The sequence below is a fragment of the Nostoc sp. genome, assembly GCF_036916985.1.
In the GTDB taxonomy this organism is placed as follows: domain Bacteria; phylum Cyanobacteriota; class Cyanobacteriia; order Cyanobacteriales; family Nostocaceae; genus Nostoc.
Genome location: NZ_JBALFD010000079.1, coordinates 258145 through 273209 on the forward strand (window position 1 = coordinate 258145; position 15065 = coordinate 273209).

Annotated in this window: 8 protein-coding genes; 4 read left to right on the forward strand and 4 right to left on the reverse strand. The window is 40.6% G+C overall.

Going from position 1 to position 15065, the window contains the following annotated elements:
- Positions 1-68 precede the first annotated feature (68 nt).
- Entirely contained in the window at positions 69-710 is a 642-nt protein-coding gene (locus V7L07_RS26125) for a hypothetical protein (RefSeq protein ID WP_335061744.1), read from the forward strand.
- Positions 711-852: 142 nt separating this feature from the next.
- Here V7L07_RS26125 and V7L07_RS26130 read toward each other — a convergent pair whose 3' ends face one another.
- The gene (locus V7L07_RS26130; RefSeq protein ID WP_335061746.1) at positions 853-3192 is read right to left on the reverse strand and encodes a c-type heme family protein; all 2340 of its coding nucleotides are present in this window, start codon (positions 3190-3192) and stop codon (positions 853-855) included.
- 296 nt (positions 3193-3488) lie between these two features.
- Here V7L07_RS26130 and V7L07_RS26135 point away from each other — a divergent pair, with 296 nt between their 5' ends.
- Together V7L07_RS26135 and V7L07_RS26140 are read left to right on the forward strand one after the other, a co-directional pair.
- On the forward strand, positions 3489-4553 hold the full coding sequence (locus V7L07_RS26135) for an ATP-binding response regulator (protein ID WP_335061747.1): 1065 nt from the start codon (positions 3489-3491) through the stop codon (positions 4551-4553).
- Positions 4550-5242 carry a response regulator transcription factor gene (locus tag V7L07_RS26140; RefSeq protein ID WP_335061749.1) on the forward strand — a complete coding sequence of 231 codons (693 nt, stop codon included), beginning with the start codon at positions 4550-4552 and terminating at the stop codon, positions 5240-5242. Before V7L07_RS26135 ends, V7L07_RS26140 begins: the two co-directional genes overlap by 4 nt.
- Before the next feature lie 300 nt (positions 5243-5542).
- On the opposite strand, the gene V7L07_RS26145 is transcribed toward V7L07_RS26140, so the two are convergent.
- The gene (locus tag V7L07_RS26145; protein WP_335061751.1) at positions 5543-10933 is read right to left on the reverse strand and encodes a trifunctional serine/threonine-protein kinase/ATP-binding protein/sensor histidine kinase; all 5391 of its coding nucleotides are present in this window, start codon (positions 10931-10933) and stop codon (positions 5543-5545) included.
- A gap of 266 nt (positions 10934-11199) precedes the next feature.
- Between V7L07_RS26145 and V7L07_RS26150 the strand changes: the two genes are divergently transcribed.
- Complete coding sequence (locus V7L07_RS26150) at positions 11200-12084, forward strand: SGNH/GDSL hydrolase family protein (protein WP_335061753.1); 885 nt, start codon at positions 11200-11202, stop codon at positions 12082-12084.
- A gap of 103 nt (positions 12085-12187) precedes the next feature.
- Here the strand turns inward: V7L07_RS26150 and V7L07_RS26155 are convergent, their stop codons facing one another.
- The gene (locus V7L07_RS26155) at positions 12188-13294 is read right to left on the reverse strand and encodes a saccharopine dehydrogenase family protein (protein ID WP_335061754.1); all 1107 of its coding nucleotides are present in this window, start codon (positions 13292-13294) and stop codon (positions 12188-12190) included.
- Positions 13295-13453: 159 nt separating this feature from the next.
- Entirely contained in the window at positions 13454-14968 is a 1515-nt protein-coding gene (gene crtD, locus V7L07_RS26160; protein WP_335061756.1) for a C-3',4' desaturase CrtD, read from the reverse strand.
- Positions 14969-15065 lie beyond the last annotated feature (97 nt).

The window sequence follows — 15065 nt, forward strand, 5'->3', positions numbered from 1 at the left end:
TTTTGCAGATACTTTAAAACTATCGAAGTCACTTATCTAACTTAAATACTCAACAAGGAAGTAATACTATGTATACTCAAAAATCATCTCAATTCCGTAACTCTTTCCTAAAAGCGATCACCAAACAAGCTACTTTTGGAATTGCTCTTCTCGGTATGAGTCTACCACTATATACCTTAATGATTGGACAACCAGCGATCGCGGCACATCACCACAAGCAAAAACAGAATCCTGTTACGCCAGATGTCATACCAACGCCAAACCCAGCACCAGCTGCTCCAAAACAAATGCCACAAAATCCCACACTAATGGAAAGCTTTTTCTTCCGTTATGACTTTAATCCTCTACCTGTAGTTAATGGTGTGGCTAGTCCTCAGTTTTATATTGGTACTGGTTTTGCTCCAGTTGGTAAGTATCATACAGGTCAAACTATCACGATTTTCGATAATACCGGCTTGAAGCAAATTGGTGTCTACACTATTGGGCGTGTCGATGACACAGTGCCATTCAACGCCCAACAAATCAACCAGATAAATATCTCAGAATATGACTGGGGTAATACCCACATTATTCAAGGTACAGGATTAGGCACAAGTTCTGGTGCAAATGGCTTAGGTAGCGAATCAGGAAGTCTACTTGCACGGGGACTTGAGGGTTCCAATGCACCCTTTAATAATCACCAAGCAGGTATTCGTAATTATCACTTCTAGAAATTGTGTTACATCCAAGGTAGAGCGATCGCCTAGAATATGACACTTTAATATATAGAAACATCATGGGAAGTTGCATCTACAACTTCCCGATTTTTTAGCTAGAGAAAATGTTTAAAAATAATCCTTAAAGTCTGCCTAGTTAAGTTTTGCTTAATTCTACAATTTTCTCAAACTCGAAATTATTTACTAAACTAGTCAAAGCCATAGCTAAATAAGCATTTTGTTCAGGAATTTGTGTAATTAATTGCATAATTTGCTTGGCATTAACTTTGAGTGCAAAATCATGCAATTGTGCTACCCACTCACTAGGCATCACAGCTATGTCTTGAGGAGTGAGGGAGTCAACAGGCGCATTCATAAGGCTTTCTCTATGGCTACTCCTAGAATCTTCGGCGTAAATGTAACCTACTCCTAAATGCAGCGCTATCTTTGAAAAGATGACTTCTGTGCGAAAAGGCTTACGCACAAAATCGTCACAACCAACTGATAATGCCGTCATTTTGTCTTCTTCAAAAGCACTGCCGCTGAGTGCAATCACAATCGTCGCTGGATTACCTATGGCTTTTATTTGTTTGGTAGCCTCATATCCATTTAACACAGGCATTCGCATATCCATCCAAATCAAATGCGGAGACCAACGTTGCCAAATGTTAATTGCATCTTGTCCATTAATTGCACAACGCACATCAAAACCTACGGGTGTTAGTAACTCCATCATTAGCTGCTGATTTTCTGGTTTGTCCTCAACAACTAAAATTCGATAGGTTGGTTGTCCCGCCAACAGTCCTACCACTTGTCGGCTAGGTGCTGTTTGCTCGATTTGCTCGGTAATAACTGCATAAGTTTGAATATGAAATTTAAAAGTTGTGCCTACTCCTACCTGACTTTCAACAGTCATTTCTCCTCCCATTAACCGAACAAAACTCCGACTAATGGCTAATCCTAGCCCAGTCCCCTCCTGAGAATTACGACCAGTTTCTGTTTGAATAAAGGGTTGAAATAAGTTTGTCAGTTCTTGTGGTGAAATCCCAAATCCTGTGTCTGAAACTTCAAAGTTAAGTGTCAGTTTTACATCATCGTCAGTTGTTGTTTCTTCTTCATTCGTGACTACTGACACTCGCAGGATAATGCTACCAGTCATCGTAAATTTAAGAGCATTACTTAACAAATTTACTAAAACTTGGCGCAGTTTAATTTCATCTGTATGGATGGATTGAGGTAAATTAGGTGCTAATTCAAAGATGAGTTGAATTCCTTTTGACTCTGCTTTTAATTGAAATATTTGTTTTAGCCAATCGAGAAAAGCAGCCAGATGAAAATCATTTGCGTTCAGTGTAATTCTCCCTGCTTCAATCTGAGACATTGACAGCACATCATTAATTAAAGTCAGCAGGTGTTCTCCACTCCGAATAATTGTGTCTAGATAACCTTGCAATTGCGAATTCACGGAACTACTACGCATCATCAACTGAGTAAACCCCAAAATGACGTTGAGGGGAGTTCGCAGTTCATGACTCATATTAGAAAGAAACAAGCTTTTAGTTCTGTTGGCGGCTTCGGCTTTGGCTCTAGCGGTTTCGGCTTCTTGAATACTTTCTGCCAGTTGAGCGGTGCGCTGTTGGACTGCTTGAGTCAGATTTTGCTCACGCATCGCAACTTCATGGGCCATGTACTGGAAAGTGCGTGCGAGTTGTCCTGGTTCGTCAGCTTGTCGCGCTACTTTCGTAATGCTGGGAGAATTAAAGCCATCTACTTGCTCAATAGTAATTGTACTAGCCCCGACTTTTTGAGCGATCGCTGTTAGTTGTTTAAGCGGATGAATTACTGTATGCTTCAAAAACCGATTAATCAGCCAGATACCAAGGGCAAAAACAGCAATCACAACGCTCATAACTAAAGTCAGGGTTTCCCGCACATGAGCAAATACCTCATCTGCTGGTACATATATTGTTTGCGCGGCGATAATTTCATTGAGTTTCCAACCAAATCCATTGTTACTCCCGTAACTCTTAATCATGCTTTGGGGAGCTAATTCTGGTCGGTCGTGACACTGTAAACAGTTTTTCTGATTGACTGCTAGTGGTTGGGCGATGTAAAACAGGTTTTTTCCATCTTTAGCGCGATATCCAGTTTGCGTAGTCAGCTGCGGCTGTTGGCGAAACTGCTGAACCAGTTTGGTTTCAAACTCATCTGCTTGGTCTTGGAGATTGGTCGGATTTAGTGTCGCTTCTTTGTAGAGGAAGCTTTTATATCCTCGATGGGCGCGAAATTGCTCAAAAACTTGCCGCGCTGCAAAACCGGGGACTGTTTGGCGGATAAACTCTGGTGCAGTCAACAGTTGCTTTTCTAGCAGAGGATTAATGCTGTTGTCAGTGTAATTCCTGACAGCGTTCATCGTTTGGGTAAGAATTTCTGCTTTGGTACTAATATCCTCTTCGGCTTCGTGCTTCATTGCTGAAGCCAAGATAATTCCACTCAAGCAAATTCCACCGAAAAAAACCAGTGTAAGTAATAGTGTAAATTTTGTACTTAGTTTCCAATTTCTGAACATTTTTAATGACGACAATCTAAATCTACTGCCTGTATATAAAACTCCTATTTGATTTTTGAACAAGACTCAGTACGACGGATCTATCCCTTCTTTCCTGTTCCCTGTTCCCCCAACCCTGTTCCCTGCCCACACAAGTAAACTCAGGAATCAAACTGGATTCTTATATATTTGATCAACAGCATATAATTTAATTTCAGCTACGTTTTCTTTTATATAGATGCCTCATGGATGGTACTCAGTTCCTCAAAGGAGACATCCTCATAGTTGATGACACGCCGGATAACCTGCGCTTGTTATCCACGATGTTGATTGAACAGGGGTATGAAGTTCGCAGTGTTACTAATGGCTCAACAGCATTAATGGGGATACAAGCCCAACCCCCTGACTTGATTTTGCTAGATATTAATATGCCAGGGATGAATGGCTATGAAGTATGCCAACGCTTAAAAGCTAACTCCAACACCCAAGCAATTCCAGTAATTTTTATTAGCGCCCTCAATGAAGTATTTGATAAGGTGAAAGCTTTTACAGTTGGGGGTGTAGACTATATTACTAAGCCATTTCAAGTAGAGGAAGTTTTGGTGCGGGTTGAGAATCAACTCACAATTTGCTCTTTGCAAGCACAGTTGCTCAAAGCATTACAACAGGAACGGCAACTCAACCAGCGAATCGAAGAAATGGCAACATTAGAAGAGCGTCATCGCATTGCCCGTGATATCCACGATTCTTTGGGTCACGCATTAGTCGCACTCAACATTCAAATGGAAACTGCTCTAACTTTGTGGCGGATTGAACCAGAGCAAGCCTATGAATTTTTGCAGGAAGCGAAACAACTAGGTTCTGATGCCTTAAAAGCAGTGCGGCAGTCTGTATCCGAAATTCGCTCTGACCCATTGCAAGGTCAATTGTTAGAAAAAGCGATCGCGACTCTAACTCAAGAATTTTACCGCACTACTGGCATCCCGCCAGAATGCCAAATTGACTTGTCAAATCCATTATCTAATCAGGTCAATACGGTAGTATATAGAATTGTCCAAGAAAGCTTGACTAATATTTGCAAGTATGCATCAGCCACCAGAGTGCAGATTCAAATTCAAACTACTGCTGAAGGTTTATTGTTAGTTATCCAGGATAATGGCAAAGGTATGTCGATCAATCGCTCTGGTTATGGCTTCGGACTTCAGGGAATGCGGGAACGCACTGCAAATGTTGGTGGTCAATTAGAAATTACTAGCGAACCTGGTGCCGGTTGTCGAATTACCGGAAGATTTTTGAGGCTAGCAGTATGATCCGAGTCTTAATTGCAGAAGATCAAGAGATTGTTCGACGAGGTTTAAAAACCTTGTTGGCAACTAAGCCAGATTTGCAAATTGTCGGCGAAGCAGACAATGGCCAAAGAGCAATTCAACTCATCGAGTCCTTACAAGCCGAATTTCTGCCACCAGATGTAGTACTGATGGATATTCGGATGCCTGTAATGGATGGAGTAGAAGCTACACGCTTAATTTGCGAAAAGTTTCCCGGTATGAAGATTCTTATCTTGACAACTTTTGATGATGCCAAGTATGTAGCTGAGGCACTGCGTTTTGGTGCTAAAGGCTATTTGTTGAAAGATACACCGACTGAAGAACTAGCGGAGGCAATTCGTTCAATTCACAAGGGCTATACCCAGTTTGGGCCGGGAATTGTCGAAAAAATGATTGCAAATGTGGCAGTTGCAGAAACAGACAAGCAGCAGCTACCCCCAGGTATGACAGAACTCACCGCCAGAGAACGAGAAATTTTGCTGATGATTGCTAAGGGTGCTAGTAACCGCGAAATTGCCCAAGCAATCTTTCTCTCAGAAGGGACGGTAAGAAACCATATTAGCAATATCCTCGCACGGCTGAATTTGCGCGATCGCACTCAAGCTGCAATAGTTGCCAACTCTTGCCTATCCTGGTTGGAGAACTCTGAACCGATTCGTAATGTCACTTAGCCAATTTCAAGGGCTAACCGAAGATGATATGTTTCCATAAAAACCTTGCGAATATTGGAAGATGACATTCTCAATTGAACCAGACGGTAGTTTTGTAGAATGCCATTATGGAAACTACGATCCAGAGAATCACCCCAACTGGCCGCAGATTATGGGGCTGGAGTGACGAAATGGAGATTTTGACCAATTTAGTTTTTTGGTAACTGATACTCTTCGCCATTACTGGACAATAAATTCCCTAATCTGCAAGCTTAATTTAGCGCTGCTTTCTCAAGGATTTGGTATTCTTGCAATTGAGAATTAGTTCAGAGGAATGCGAATTACAAACTCTGTGCCTTGACGAGGAGAAGAAATACACTCAAGAGTGCCACCATGTTTTTCAGTAATAATTTGATGACTGATAGATAATCCCAGCCCTGTACCTTTACCTTCTGGTTTAGTAGTAAAAAAAGGGCTGAAAATTAGCTGTTGTACTTCTGTTGATATACCCAGTCCGTTGTCCATGATGCCAATTACTGCATACTCATTTTCTACTGCTGTCCTAATAGTAATTATGTTTGGTTGTCGCTCCAAATCTTGATAACTCTTGCCTTCATTGGATTCTTCTAAGGCATCAATAGCATTCGCCAGGAAATTCATAAACACTTGATTGAGTTGTCCAAAATAACAGGGAACTTGTGGTAAAACACCATAGTTTTTTACAACCTGAATTGCTGGACGTTGAGATGTTGCTTTAAGCCGATGTTGCAGGATCATCAATGTGGTATCTATACCTTTGTGAAGAACGCTGAGATTTCTTTGTCCTCCATCATTTCGAGAATAGTTCCGTAAGGATTGCATGATATCTGTAATCCGATCTATACCTACCTGCATTGAAACAGTTATCTTAGGCAAATCTTCTAGTAAATACTCTAGATCAATTTCTTCTCCATGCTCCTGAATGCTCATAGGAGGATTTGAGTAGTGCTGCTGATATAGATATAAATGATCAATCAAATCTACAATGTACTGTTTAGCATGGGAGAGACTACCACTGATGAAGCTGACAGGATTGTTTACCTCGTGTGCAACGCCAGCTACTAGTTGTCCGAGAGAAGAGATTTTTTCAGTTTGTACAAGTTGTGCCTGAGTTCGCTGGAGTTGTTCTAGAGATTGTTGCAGTTGTTGAGATTTTTCTTGCTCACGAGCGTAAAGACTGGCGTTTTCAATGGCAATGGCCGCTTGTGTCGTCAAAAGCTTGAGAATTTCCAGGCGATCGCTAGTAAATGCCTCAGTAGTTAAGTTATTTTCTAGATAAAATATGCCGATCAATTTGCCTTGATACACAATTGGCGTACATAAAACTGATTTGGGTTGCTGTTTGAGGATATAAGAATCTGCACTAGCAATACTTTCTTGAGTTGCGTCGCCCAAAATTAAGGTTTCTTGGGTTCTGGCAACATAGTTAATTAAAGAAATTGGGACATCCGGGCTGCTTTCCACAGGAGTAGATTGCATAATTACAAAAGAATCGTTTGGTGTATTATTAATGGCTTCGATGAACATTTGACCATTTTTTTCTAAAATCAAACATCCCTTCTCAGAACCAGTATTTTCTAACACAATATTCAGGAGCTTTTTCAGCAAATTATCTAGAATAATTTCACTAGATATGGCTTCTGCGGCTTTCATCACAGTTGCCCAGTCCAAGGTATTGCAAGTGCTGTTAGTATTTTTTCTAGTTATTGCAATCGTTTGCAGAGAGTTCATAGATGTTAACGAATCATCTATTATTCCTTGGCTACTCTTACTGAGAAGGTGAGTTCGAGTAATCAAATCAGGATAGCGTTTTTCTAAATCTGTTACTTTAGCGATCGCTCCCCATTGAATGTAACCATAGTAAGCTTCTGTCATGTATGTTTTGGCTATTTTTGTTTTACCCAACTCTAAGTAAAACAGTGCTGCACGTTCGTTTGCTAAAGACTCTTCTTGGATATACCCATTTTCGGCAGCATTGGCAATAGCACAATCATACAAATTCATTGCTTCTAAAACTTGTCCTTGGACTCGTGCTATTTCTGCCGCAACTAGTTCATATTTATGTTGAAAATTACATGGTGCATGGTCTGCCCAATGTTTTATCTTTGATTGATTAGCTTGTACTAGTTCTAAGATTTGGCTTTGTTTATCTGCTGCAATATGAGTAGACTGATCTAACAGCACCAAGGAATAGTAAAAGTAATAAACGGCAAGTAATACTAAACCTAAAGTTGCTCTTTGATAAGAAGCAGCTTTTTCACAAAAACTTAGAGCTTGTTCATACTCAGCAAAGTTATACAAAATAATTATCTTCGCAATATAAGTTGCAAATATTCCCTGATAGTAAGAAGTTTGCTCAAACCAATTAATAATATCTAGCTCGTTCCCAATTTCTCCATTTAAGTAGAATGGTTCCGATTCTGCACTCTGAAGATTCACAACCAGTTGTGTCCAAATACTGACGTAGCTAATATAAGGTCTCTGCCTTAATTTTCGTAGTAAATCAAGATATTGAGTTTGGTGATGGTTAACTAATTCTAAGTTTTCTCCAGAGAGGAATAATTGCGTGCAATAAGCAATAATAGTCAAACCAGCATGAGTAATATTCCCAACTTCTAAACCACTATGAATTCCTTTAATTAAGGGTTTAAATGTGGCTTTTGTATGTTCTTTGCCAGGTAAGGCATAAGTACTTACTACCATGTAGACTTTGACTTCTAATTCTTTGGCGGGATATTGTTCCAACAAGCTGAAGGCAATTTGACCGGAATGATAGGAAGCTGCTGGATTACCAATGATAGATTGTAAAAATGCACTATAAGCACCATAAACGTAAGCTGCTAATGGCGAGTGTCCATGTTTGAGGCAAAGATTAATCATTGTCAAAACCACCTGTGGATAAATATCCGGGGCAGATTGATAAGAAGGTGCAGAAATTTTGCTGAGAATGGAGATGCTTGCCAATCGACACAGATTTGTCATTTCTGGAAAGGTAGCTAAATCTGACAGCAATGGTAATTGCGGCAAACTATTAACATCCCCTGTATAACTAACAAGAGAAGTTCCTAACATTTCTATTGCCTGTAGTCCAATTTTCACTGCTTTAAATTGCTGACCTTGGGCAATATTCATGTCTATAATCAGTTCGTAGACTTTGACTTGATCTAGTAAGTTTGCTGCTTGTTGAATAACAATATCTGATAATGTCTGCGCTCCCTCAAAATTAGTTTTCATATACTCTGCTTCTGCACCTTCGACATAAATATCTAAGGTCAACTTATATTGAGATTGCCAACTATTTTCAGCCAAAAGTTCTCTTGCTATCCGCAAATACTCTACCGCATGTTCATGGGCTGCGGCAGCTTTTGCTTTATGTCCAGCGGTGAAATTTAATTGCGCTAATTCATCTTTTTGTGACTGTGTAGAGAAAAGTGCAATTCCATAATTAAATTGATTTACAATGTCGAATATATTAGACTCAATTTCTGTTTCAGTTCTGCTTTGCAGAAGTAATTGACCAATTTGGAAGTGGGTTGCTTGCTTTTGTGACTCAGGGATGAGTGAATAGGCTGCTTGCTGGACGCGATCGTGTAAAAAACGATAGGTTATTTGAGAATCATCAAACCCCATCATGTTTAACTCTTCATCGGCAAACAATAAGGGTACGCTGTATTCATTACTCAACGGTAAAATTAGTCCTGCCTGTAAAGCAGATTCCAATGTCGCGGCAACATCTGGCGATCGCAGTTTGCTAACTGTAGCTAAAATATTTAAACTGAAACGCGCACCTATACAGGCCGCTAATTTCAGAGTAGTTTGGGTAGTTTCTGGCAGCTTGGCAATATTACCTGCGACTAACTCCACTACACTTTTATCTGCAATTCCAGTTGCTTGAATCTGGGGCAAATCCCATTGCCAACAATCCCGATCAAAGTCAAACTTGAGCAGATGGTCTTGGTGCAAAGTTTTGAGCAGTTGGGTGAGAAAAAAGGGATTACCTTGAGTTTTATTGAATAATAATTCTGCCAGAGATAAAGTGTTTTTCCCATCGTTCAAGGTGTCTGTGACAATTTGCTGTACATGGTTAAGCCCCAAGGGAGACAGCACAATATTGTTGATGACGGTTTTTGCTTGTGATATCTCCTCTAATGTTTTGAGTAATGGATGGCCGCTATTTACTTCGTTATCCCGATATGCACCAATTAGCAACAAGTATTGAGTATCTGAGTTGGTCATCAGCACTTGGATAAAATCTAAAGAAGCGGAATCTGCCCATTGCAAATCATCCAAAAATATTACTAGGGGATGTTCGGGTTGGGTAAAAACTTGGATAAAATTTTGAAATACCTGGTTAAACCGATTTTGGGATTCTTTTAGCCCCAACTGAGGAATTGAGGGCTGTTTGCCAATAATAAGTTCAACTTCAGGAATTACATCAATAATTACTTGTCCGTTGGCACTCAAAGCAGATAGTAACTTCTGTTTCCAGAGTTCTAGTTGAGTGTTAGTTTCTGTGAGTAACTGTTGTATTAGGCTTTGAAATGCCTGAATTAGGGAAGCATAAGGAATATTCTTCTGGAACTGGTCGAACTTGCCACGGATGAAGTAACCGCGCAGGCGAACAATAGGCTTGTGAACTTCGTTGACTAAGGATGATTTACCAACACCAGAGTAACCAGACACAAGCACCAATTCTATTTGAGATTTTGATGTTGCTACCCGCTCAAATGCAGATAGTAGAATTAATACTTCTTGTTCCCGTCCGTAGAGTTTCTGAGGGATGAAAAGATGGGCTGTGCGATCGCGTTTTCCTGGTCTAAATTCTGAGATTTTACCCTGAGTTTGAAGTTGCTCTAAACACAATTCCAAATCTGCCAATAGCCCAGCCGCAGTTTGATAGCGGTCTTCAGCATTTTTTGCCATCAACTTCATCACAATCAGAGAAATAATTTCCGGTATTTCTTCTCTCTTGTTTACCAACCTTGGCGGTTGCTTGGCAATATGACAGTGAATTAACTCCAAGGGATCGTTACCTTGAAATGGAAGTTGTTCTGTGAGCATTTCGTAAAATGTCACCCCCAATGAGTAAAAGTCACTGCGGTAATCCACAGAACGATTCATTCGCCCTGTCTGTTCTGGCGAAATATATGCCAGAGTTCCTTCAATCTGGTTAGGATTAGTTATTTGGGGAATTTCTTGATCTAAACGCGAAGCGATGCTGAAGTCAGTAAGTTTGACCTGTTTAGATTGAGGATTGATGATGATGTTAGCTGGCTTAATATCTTTGTGGACGACGTGGTGTTGATGTAGGTAGTCAATTGTTCTAGCTAGTGAAACTGCAATGTTGAGGAAACAGAAGAGAGACGGTTTTTGGATTGAGAGCCATTGTTTCAGATTAATACCGCCAAAGTCTTCACCAACAAGAATAAGACGATGTTCATAGCTTTCTATGCTATAAACCTTGACTACGCCTTCTGAATCTAAATTTTCTCTAATTTTGTATTCGTGTTTGAGGCGGAAAATGTGTTCCAGGCTTGGATAGTCAGTTTTGAGTGCTTTCAAAATTACTGGTTGTTGCCTAGTCAGGGAAGTTACCCTGTAAACAATGGTGTCTGTGCCCTCATGAATAACTTCTTTAAAGTCATACCCTGGTATCTTGAACAGTGCCGACACTATTTTTTCCTCTTTTATAAAATTATTCTTATATCTATAGATTTCCCGCGTTACAGGAATAAATCACTACATCACTCAAAAGGAGTACAAATTGATCGGTTAATTCTTAAACAGGGTAAATGGTATCGAGCCGAGATAGGCGACTCAATACCTAAATAGCCAAAAACCAATATCTTCAGATAATAAATCCCTTTCAAAATTTTTGTGCTATACCTGTATAAAAAATATCTATTCATCTCATACTTATCACAAGGAATTGTAAAGATATGACAAAGCCATGTAACGTATCAGAGTCACAACAGTTCACCAATCTATATATCTTTGGCGACAGTTACTCCGACACTGGTAATGCTTTCAAGGCTACTGGAGGGATTTTGGCAGCACCTCCTAACTACAATGGAAGATTTTCTAATGGTCGTCTCTGGATTGACTATCTAGCAGACAGCTTAGAATTAAGCCTACAACCAAGCACAGCAAATACCTCAAATAATCAAGGTATTAATTTTTCTTTTGGAGGAGCAACAACAGGTCTGGATAATTTATTTGTTGCTGTTATACCAGACTTACCAGAATTGCCAGGATTGCAGCAACAAATACATTCATTCACTAGCTTATTACAACAAAATCAGCAATCTACCGAACCGAACGCGCTGTATGTTATCTGGGCTGGTACTGCGGATTACGCTCCCTTTGTTAATGGCGTTCCTAAATATAGCGATCCTATTACTACCATCACCAACATTTCTACAGCCATCAAAGCTTTAACTGAGTTTGGAGCTAAGAATATTTTGTTGGTAAATGTGATTGATATTGGTAAGACACCACTAGCATCTGAAGTAAATCAAATTACAGATGCAAAGAGCGTTAGTCAGGTAGTAAAAAAACATAACCAAGCTTTGCAAGAAATTGCCCACATTTTTGAGGACAAAATCAATCTTATTTTATTTGATGTAAAATCGGTTTTGGATGAAGCGATCGCTCATCCAAAGAAGTTTGGCTTCACTAATACAACTCAAGCTTGCTCGCTTATAGAGTCCAGCAATCCAGATGAGTATGTATTTTGGGATCAAGTACATCTGACAAGCAGAGCCAATCAATTAATAGCGAATGCGGCTTTAGCAATATTACGTCCTAGACCTCTATACTCGTAGTAATCTGACAATACTTTGTTGTTGTCGCTTGCTGTGAATTATTTCTCTAATAAACCGATTTTCACCCCTCAAGTCTGAGAATACCAGACATAAATTTGTGCCATTATAACCAACTATGAGTAATCTTAATTCCTCGGCTTTGCATTACCTCTTCAAATAAATTTGTTGGTAGTGCTTCTTCTACAGCAAAAACACCTGGTTTTTTGAGTTTGCCTTCTAGTAATAACTGGGCAATACTACCCGTACCGCAACCAGAAGCCACGGCTGTATTTTCATGCACTATAGTTGAACAATAAATGGCAGTTTCACCATTTTTTTGGCCTGTAACTTCCGAACGAACTGCTACCCCAATTCCACTAAAATTATTAGTGACATCTGTCATTAAATGGCTGACATGAGACAGGAATTCAATCATCGAACGTTGCTGCATTAACCACTTGGGAAAAACGTGCGCGGCAATCCAAGTTAGATGATTATAAAAATCTGGAACAGAGCCAAACTTAGTAATTACAGTTTTCACTGATGGGAAGGCCTGGGGCAGTGTAAATGTTTCTGGCATATCAAACCAGTAAACTCCACTGCGTCTGTATGGCAATGGAAACTCAATTACTTCTCTTTCACTATAAGGCTTGACTGTATTCCATTTTCCATCTATCCAAGCTTCAAAAGGATACTGTAACCCCAGAAAAGTTGTCCGCATCACTGTAATACCAGCACCACCAGAACCAGAAACTAAATAACTTAAATGGATCTTTTCTGGCTGGTCAAATTGTTCAACTCCCTGAAGTACCATACTGTTAGAAATACCAGGAAAAATGCCAGTATTAATAATTGCTGTCACCCCAGCAGCAGCAGCTTTTTCATGATAATTTAGAGCTTTGCTGGTATAAGAACGGTGGTCGCTGACATCTAGATAATTAACGCCTTGGGCAATACAGGTTTCAAGAACATTAGTATCTCTGTAGTGAAATGGGCCAGCACAATGAATGACTAAATTAGAGTTTGCGATCGCATCTCGCAACTTGTCAACTTCTGCCAAGTCTAATATCAAAAACTGCACTTGTCCCCCCGAAGACAAGCTAACAGCCTTCCCAAACTCCGCAGAACGCCCAGTAATCGTAATTTTAGCCTGCGTATGGGTAGCGAGATCCTGAGCAACACTGCTACCAATCCGCCCCCGTCCACCAATAATTAAAACGCTGTCTGTCATTACTCCGGGTCAGCAACACTACCCTTATTTCATCAGTTTTGCGTCCCGTTTGCCATCGGTTATAAGTATGATTTATACTATCTAATAAAATTTTGGCTCTATATAAATAGTTGTAATTGAATTCAGAAGCCAGAATTCAGAATTCAGATTGACAAAATACTATATTTGTGATTCAATCTGCCTGACTACTGTTAACGCCGAGTAACTCACCCCAGCAGTGCCTTCCCCTGGGTGAGTAGAGTCACCAACTAACCACAAATGTTCAATGGGTGTTCGATTGGCGAAACCAAAGGGGCCAAAGGTGGGTATTCTTTGACCAATACCGCCAACTATACCGTGATCGCGCCCTGTGAAATGAGCAAAGGTGAGGGGTGTGGCGGCTTCTTGATAAATAATAGTTTCTGGTTTGAGATAAAAGTATTCAGCAAGACGAGCGATCGCTTCTTGGGTAAACTTTTCTTTTAGTCCTTCATAATCTTCAGTCTGCCACCACTGTGCAGGATCGACAAATGAAGAAGCAATAATTGTCGCTTTCCCCTCCGGTGCGCGACCATCTCCAGAATGACTGACAGAAACAAATAGGGAATTATTTTCGCCAATGGGGCCATTGACATCGTACAGGAATTGCAGGTGAGGAGGACACCCAGGTGGAATCGCGCTAGCATCTACACCCAAATACACCACAAATGCGCCCGATGCTTGGGGTAGTTTTTCCACCCGGTTTTTATATCCAGATGGCGCTTGTTCTCCCAATAACTGCACCAAGTTTTGCACGGTGACATTACTAACTATATGGTCGGCTGCTTCCGTCCAGACTTCGCCAGTTTTCTGATTTCTAATTACAACAGCAGTAGCTTTACCGTTTTCTACTTTGATTTGTTCTACAGTGTGGCGCATCAATAATTTGCCGCCATCTCTCTCTAAGGATTGTACCAGGCGATCGCTCAACACTTGCATACTTCCCTGGAGGTGAAACAATCCTTGGGGCAATTGGGATACACTCAACGCTGTAGCTGCGTAAAGTAATGCTGTCTCGTCTGCATCCACCTGGGAGTATAGCTTCAGTTGCAAATCCAAAAAAGTTCTTAGTCGTCGGTCATTTCCCAGTCCACATAAACGTAAAGCATCTCCTACCGTAAACAAGGTGAAAGGTACGGTAATTAATGTACTCGGACGTACCGCTTGGATTAGCTGCCACAAATCCCATAAATTACGCGGCGGTAGCACCGGGTCGCGTCCTTGAAATTCCCAACTGGCATTAAATAAAGTTGCCATCAATTGCCAAAACGGTTCGCTACCAGGAAACTGTTTTTGTCGTTCCGCTTGCCATTTTTCTTGGTCGCGCCAAACGTTGATAGGTGTACTTTCCCCAGGTAAATACACCGCACAAGCAGGGTCACAAGGCGTTGCTGCCGGCAAATCTATTTGCAATTCTGAGAAAATGCGGTGGTGAATTCCCCCTGGTTCCAACCCCGCCACCTGAGTTGCTCCCACATCAAAGGTAAATCCTTGGCGTTTAAACGTCGAAGCACAACCTCCCGGTGCGATCGCTTGATCTAAAATTAAGACGCTGTAACCTCTATGAGCTAATAACGCCCCAGCAGTCAGTCCACCGATTCCCGCACCAATGACGACGGCACGAGATTTAGTTTTGTCAACAGAGATGCTGGACATTTATTATTTTTGATATTTCTTTACATTACTATTTATAACTTTACAACGTTATTGATTAAACCACAATCATCAGTAGGGGTGCATCCTCTACAACTTT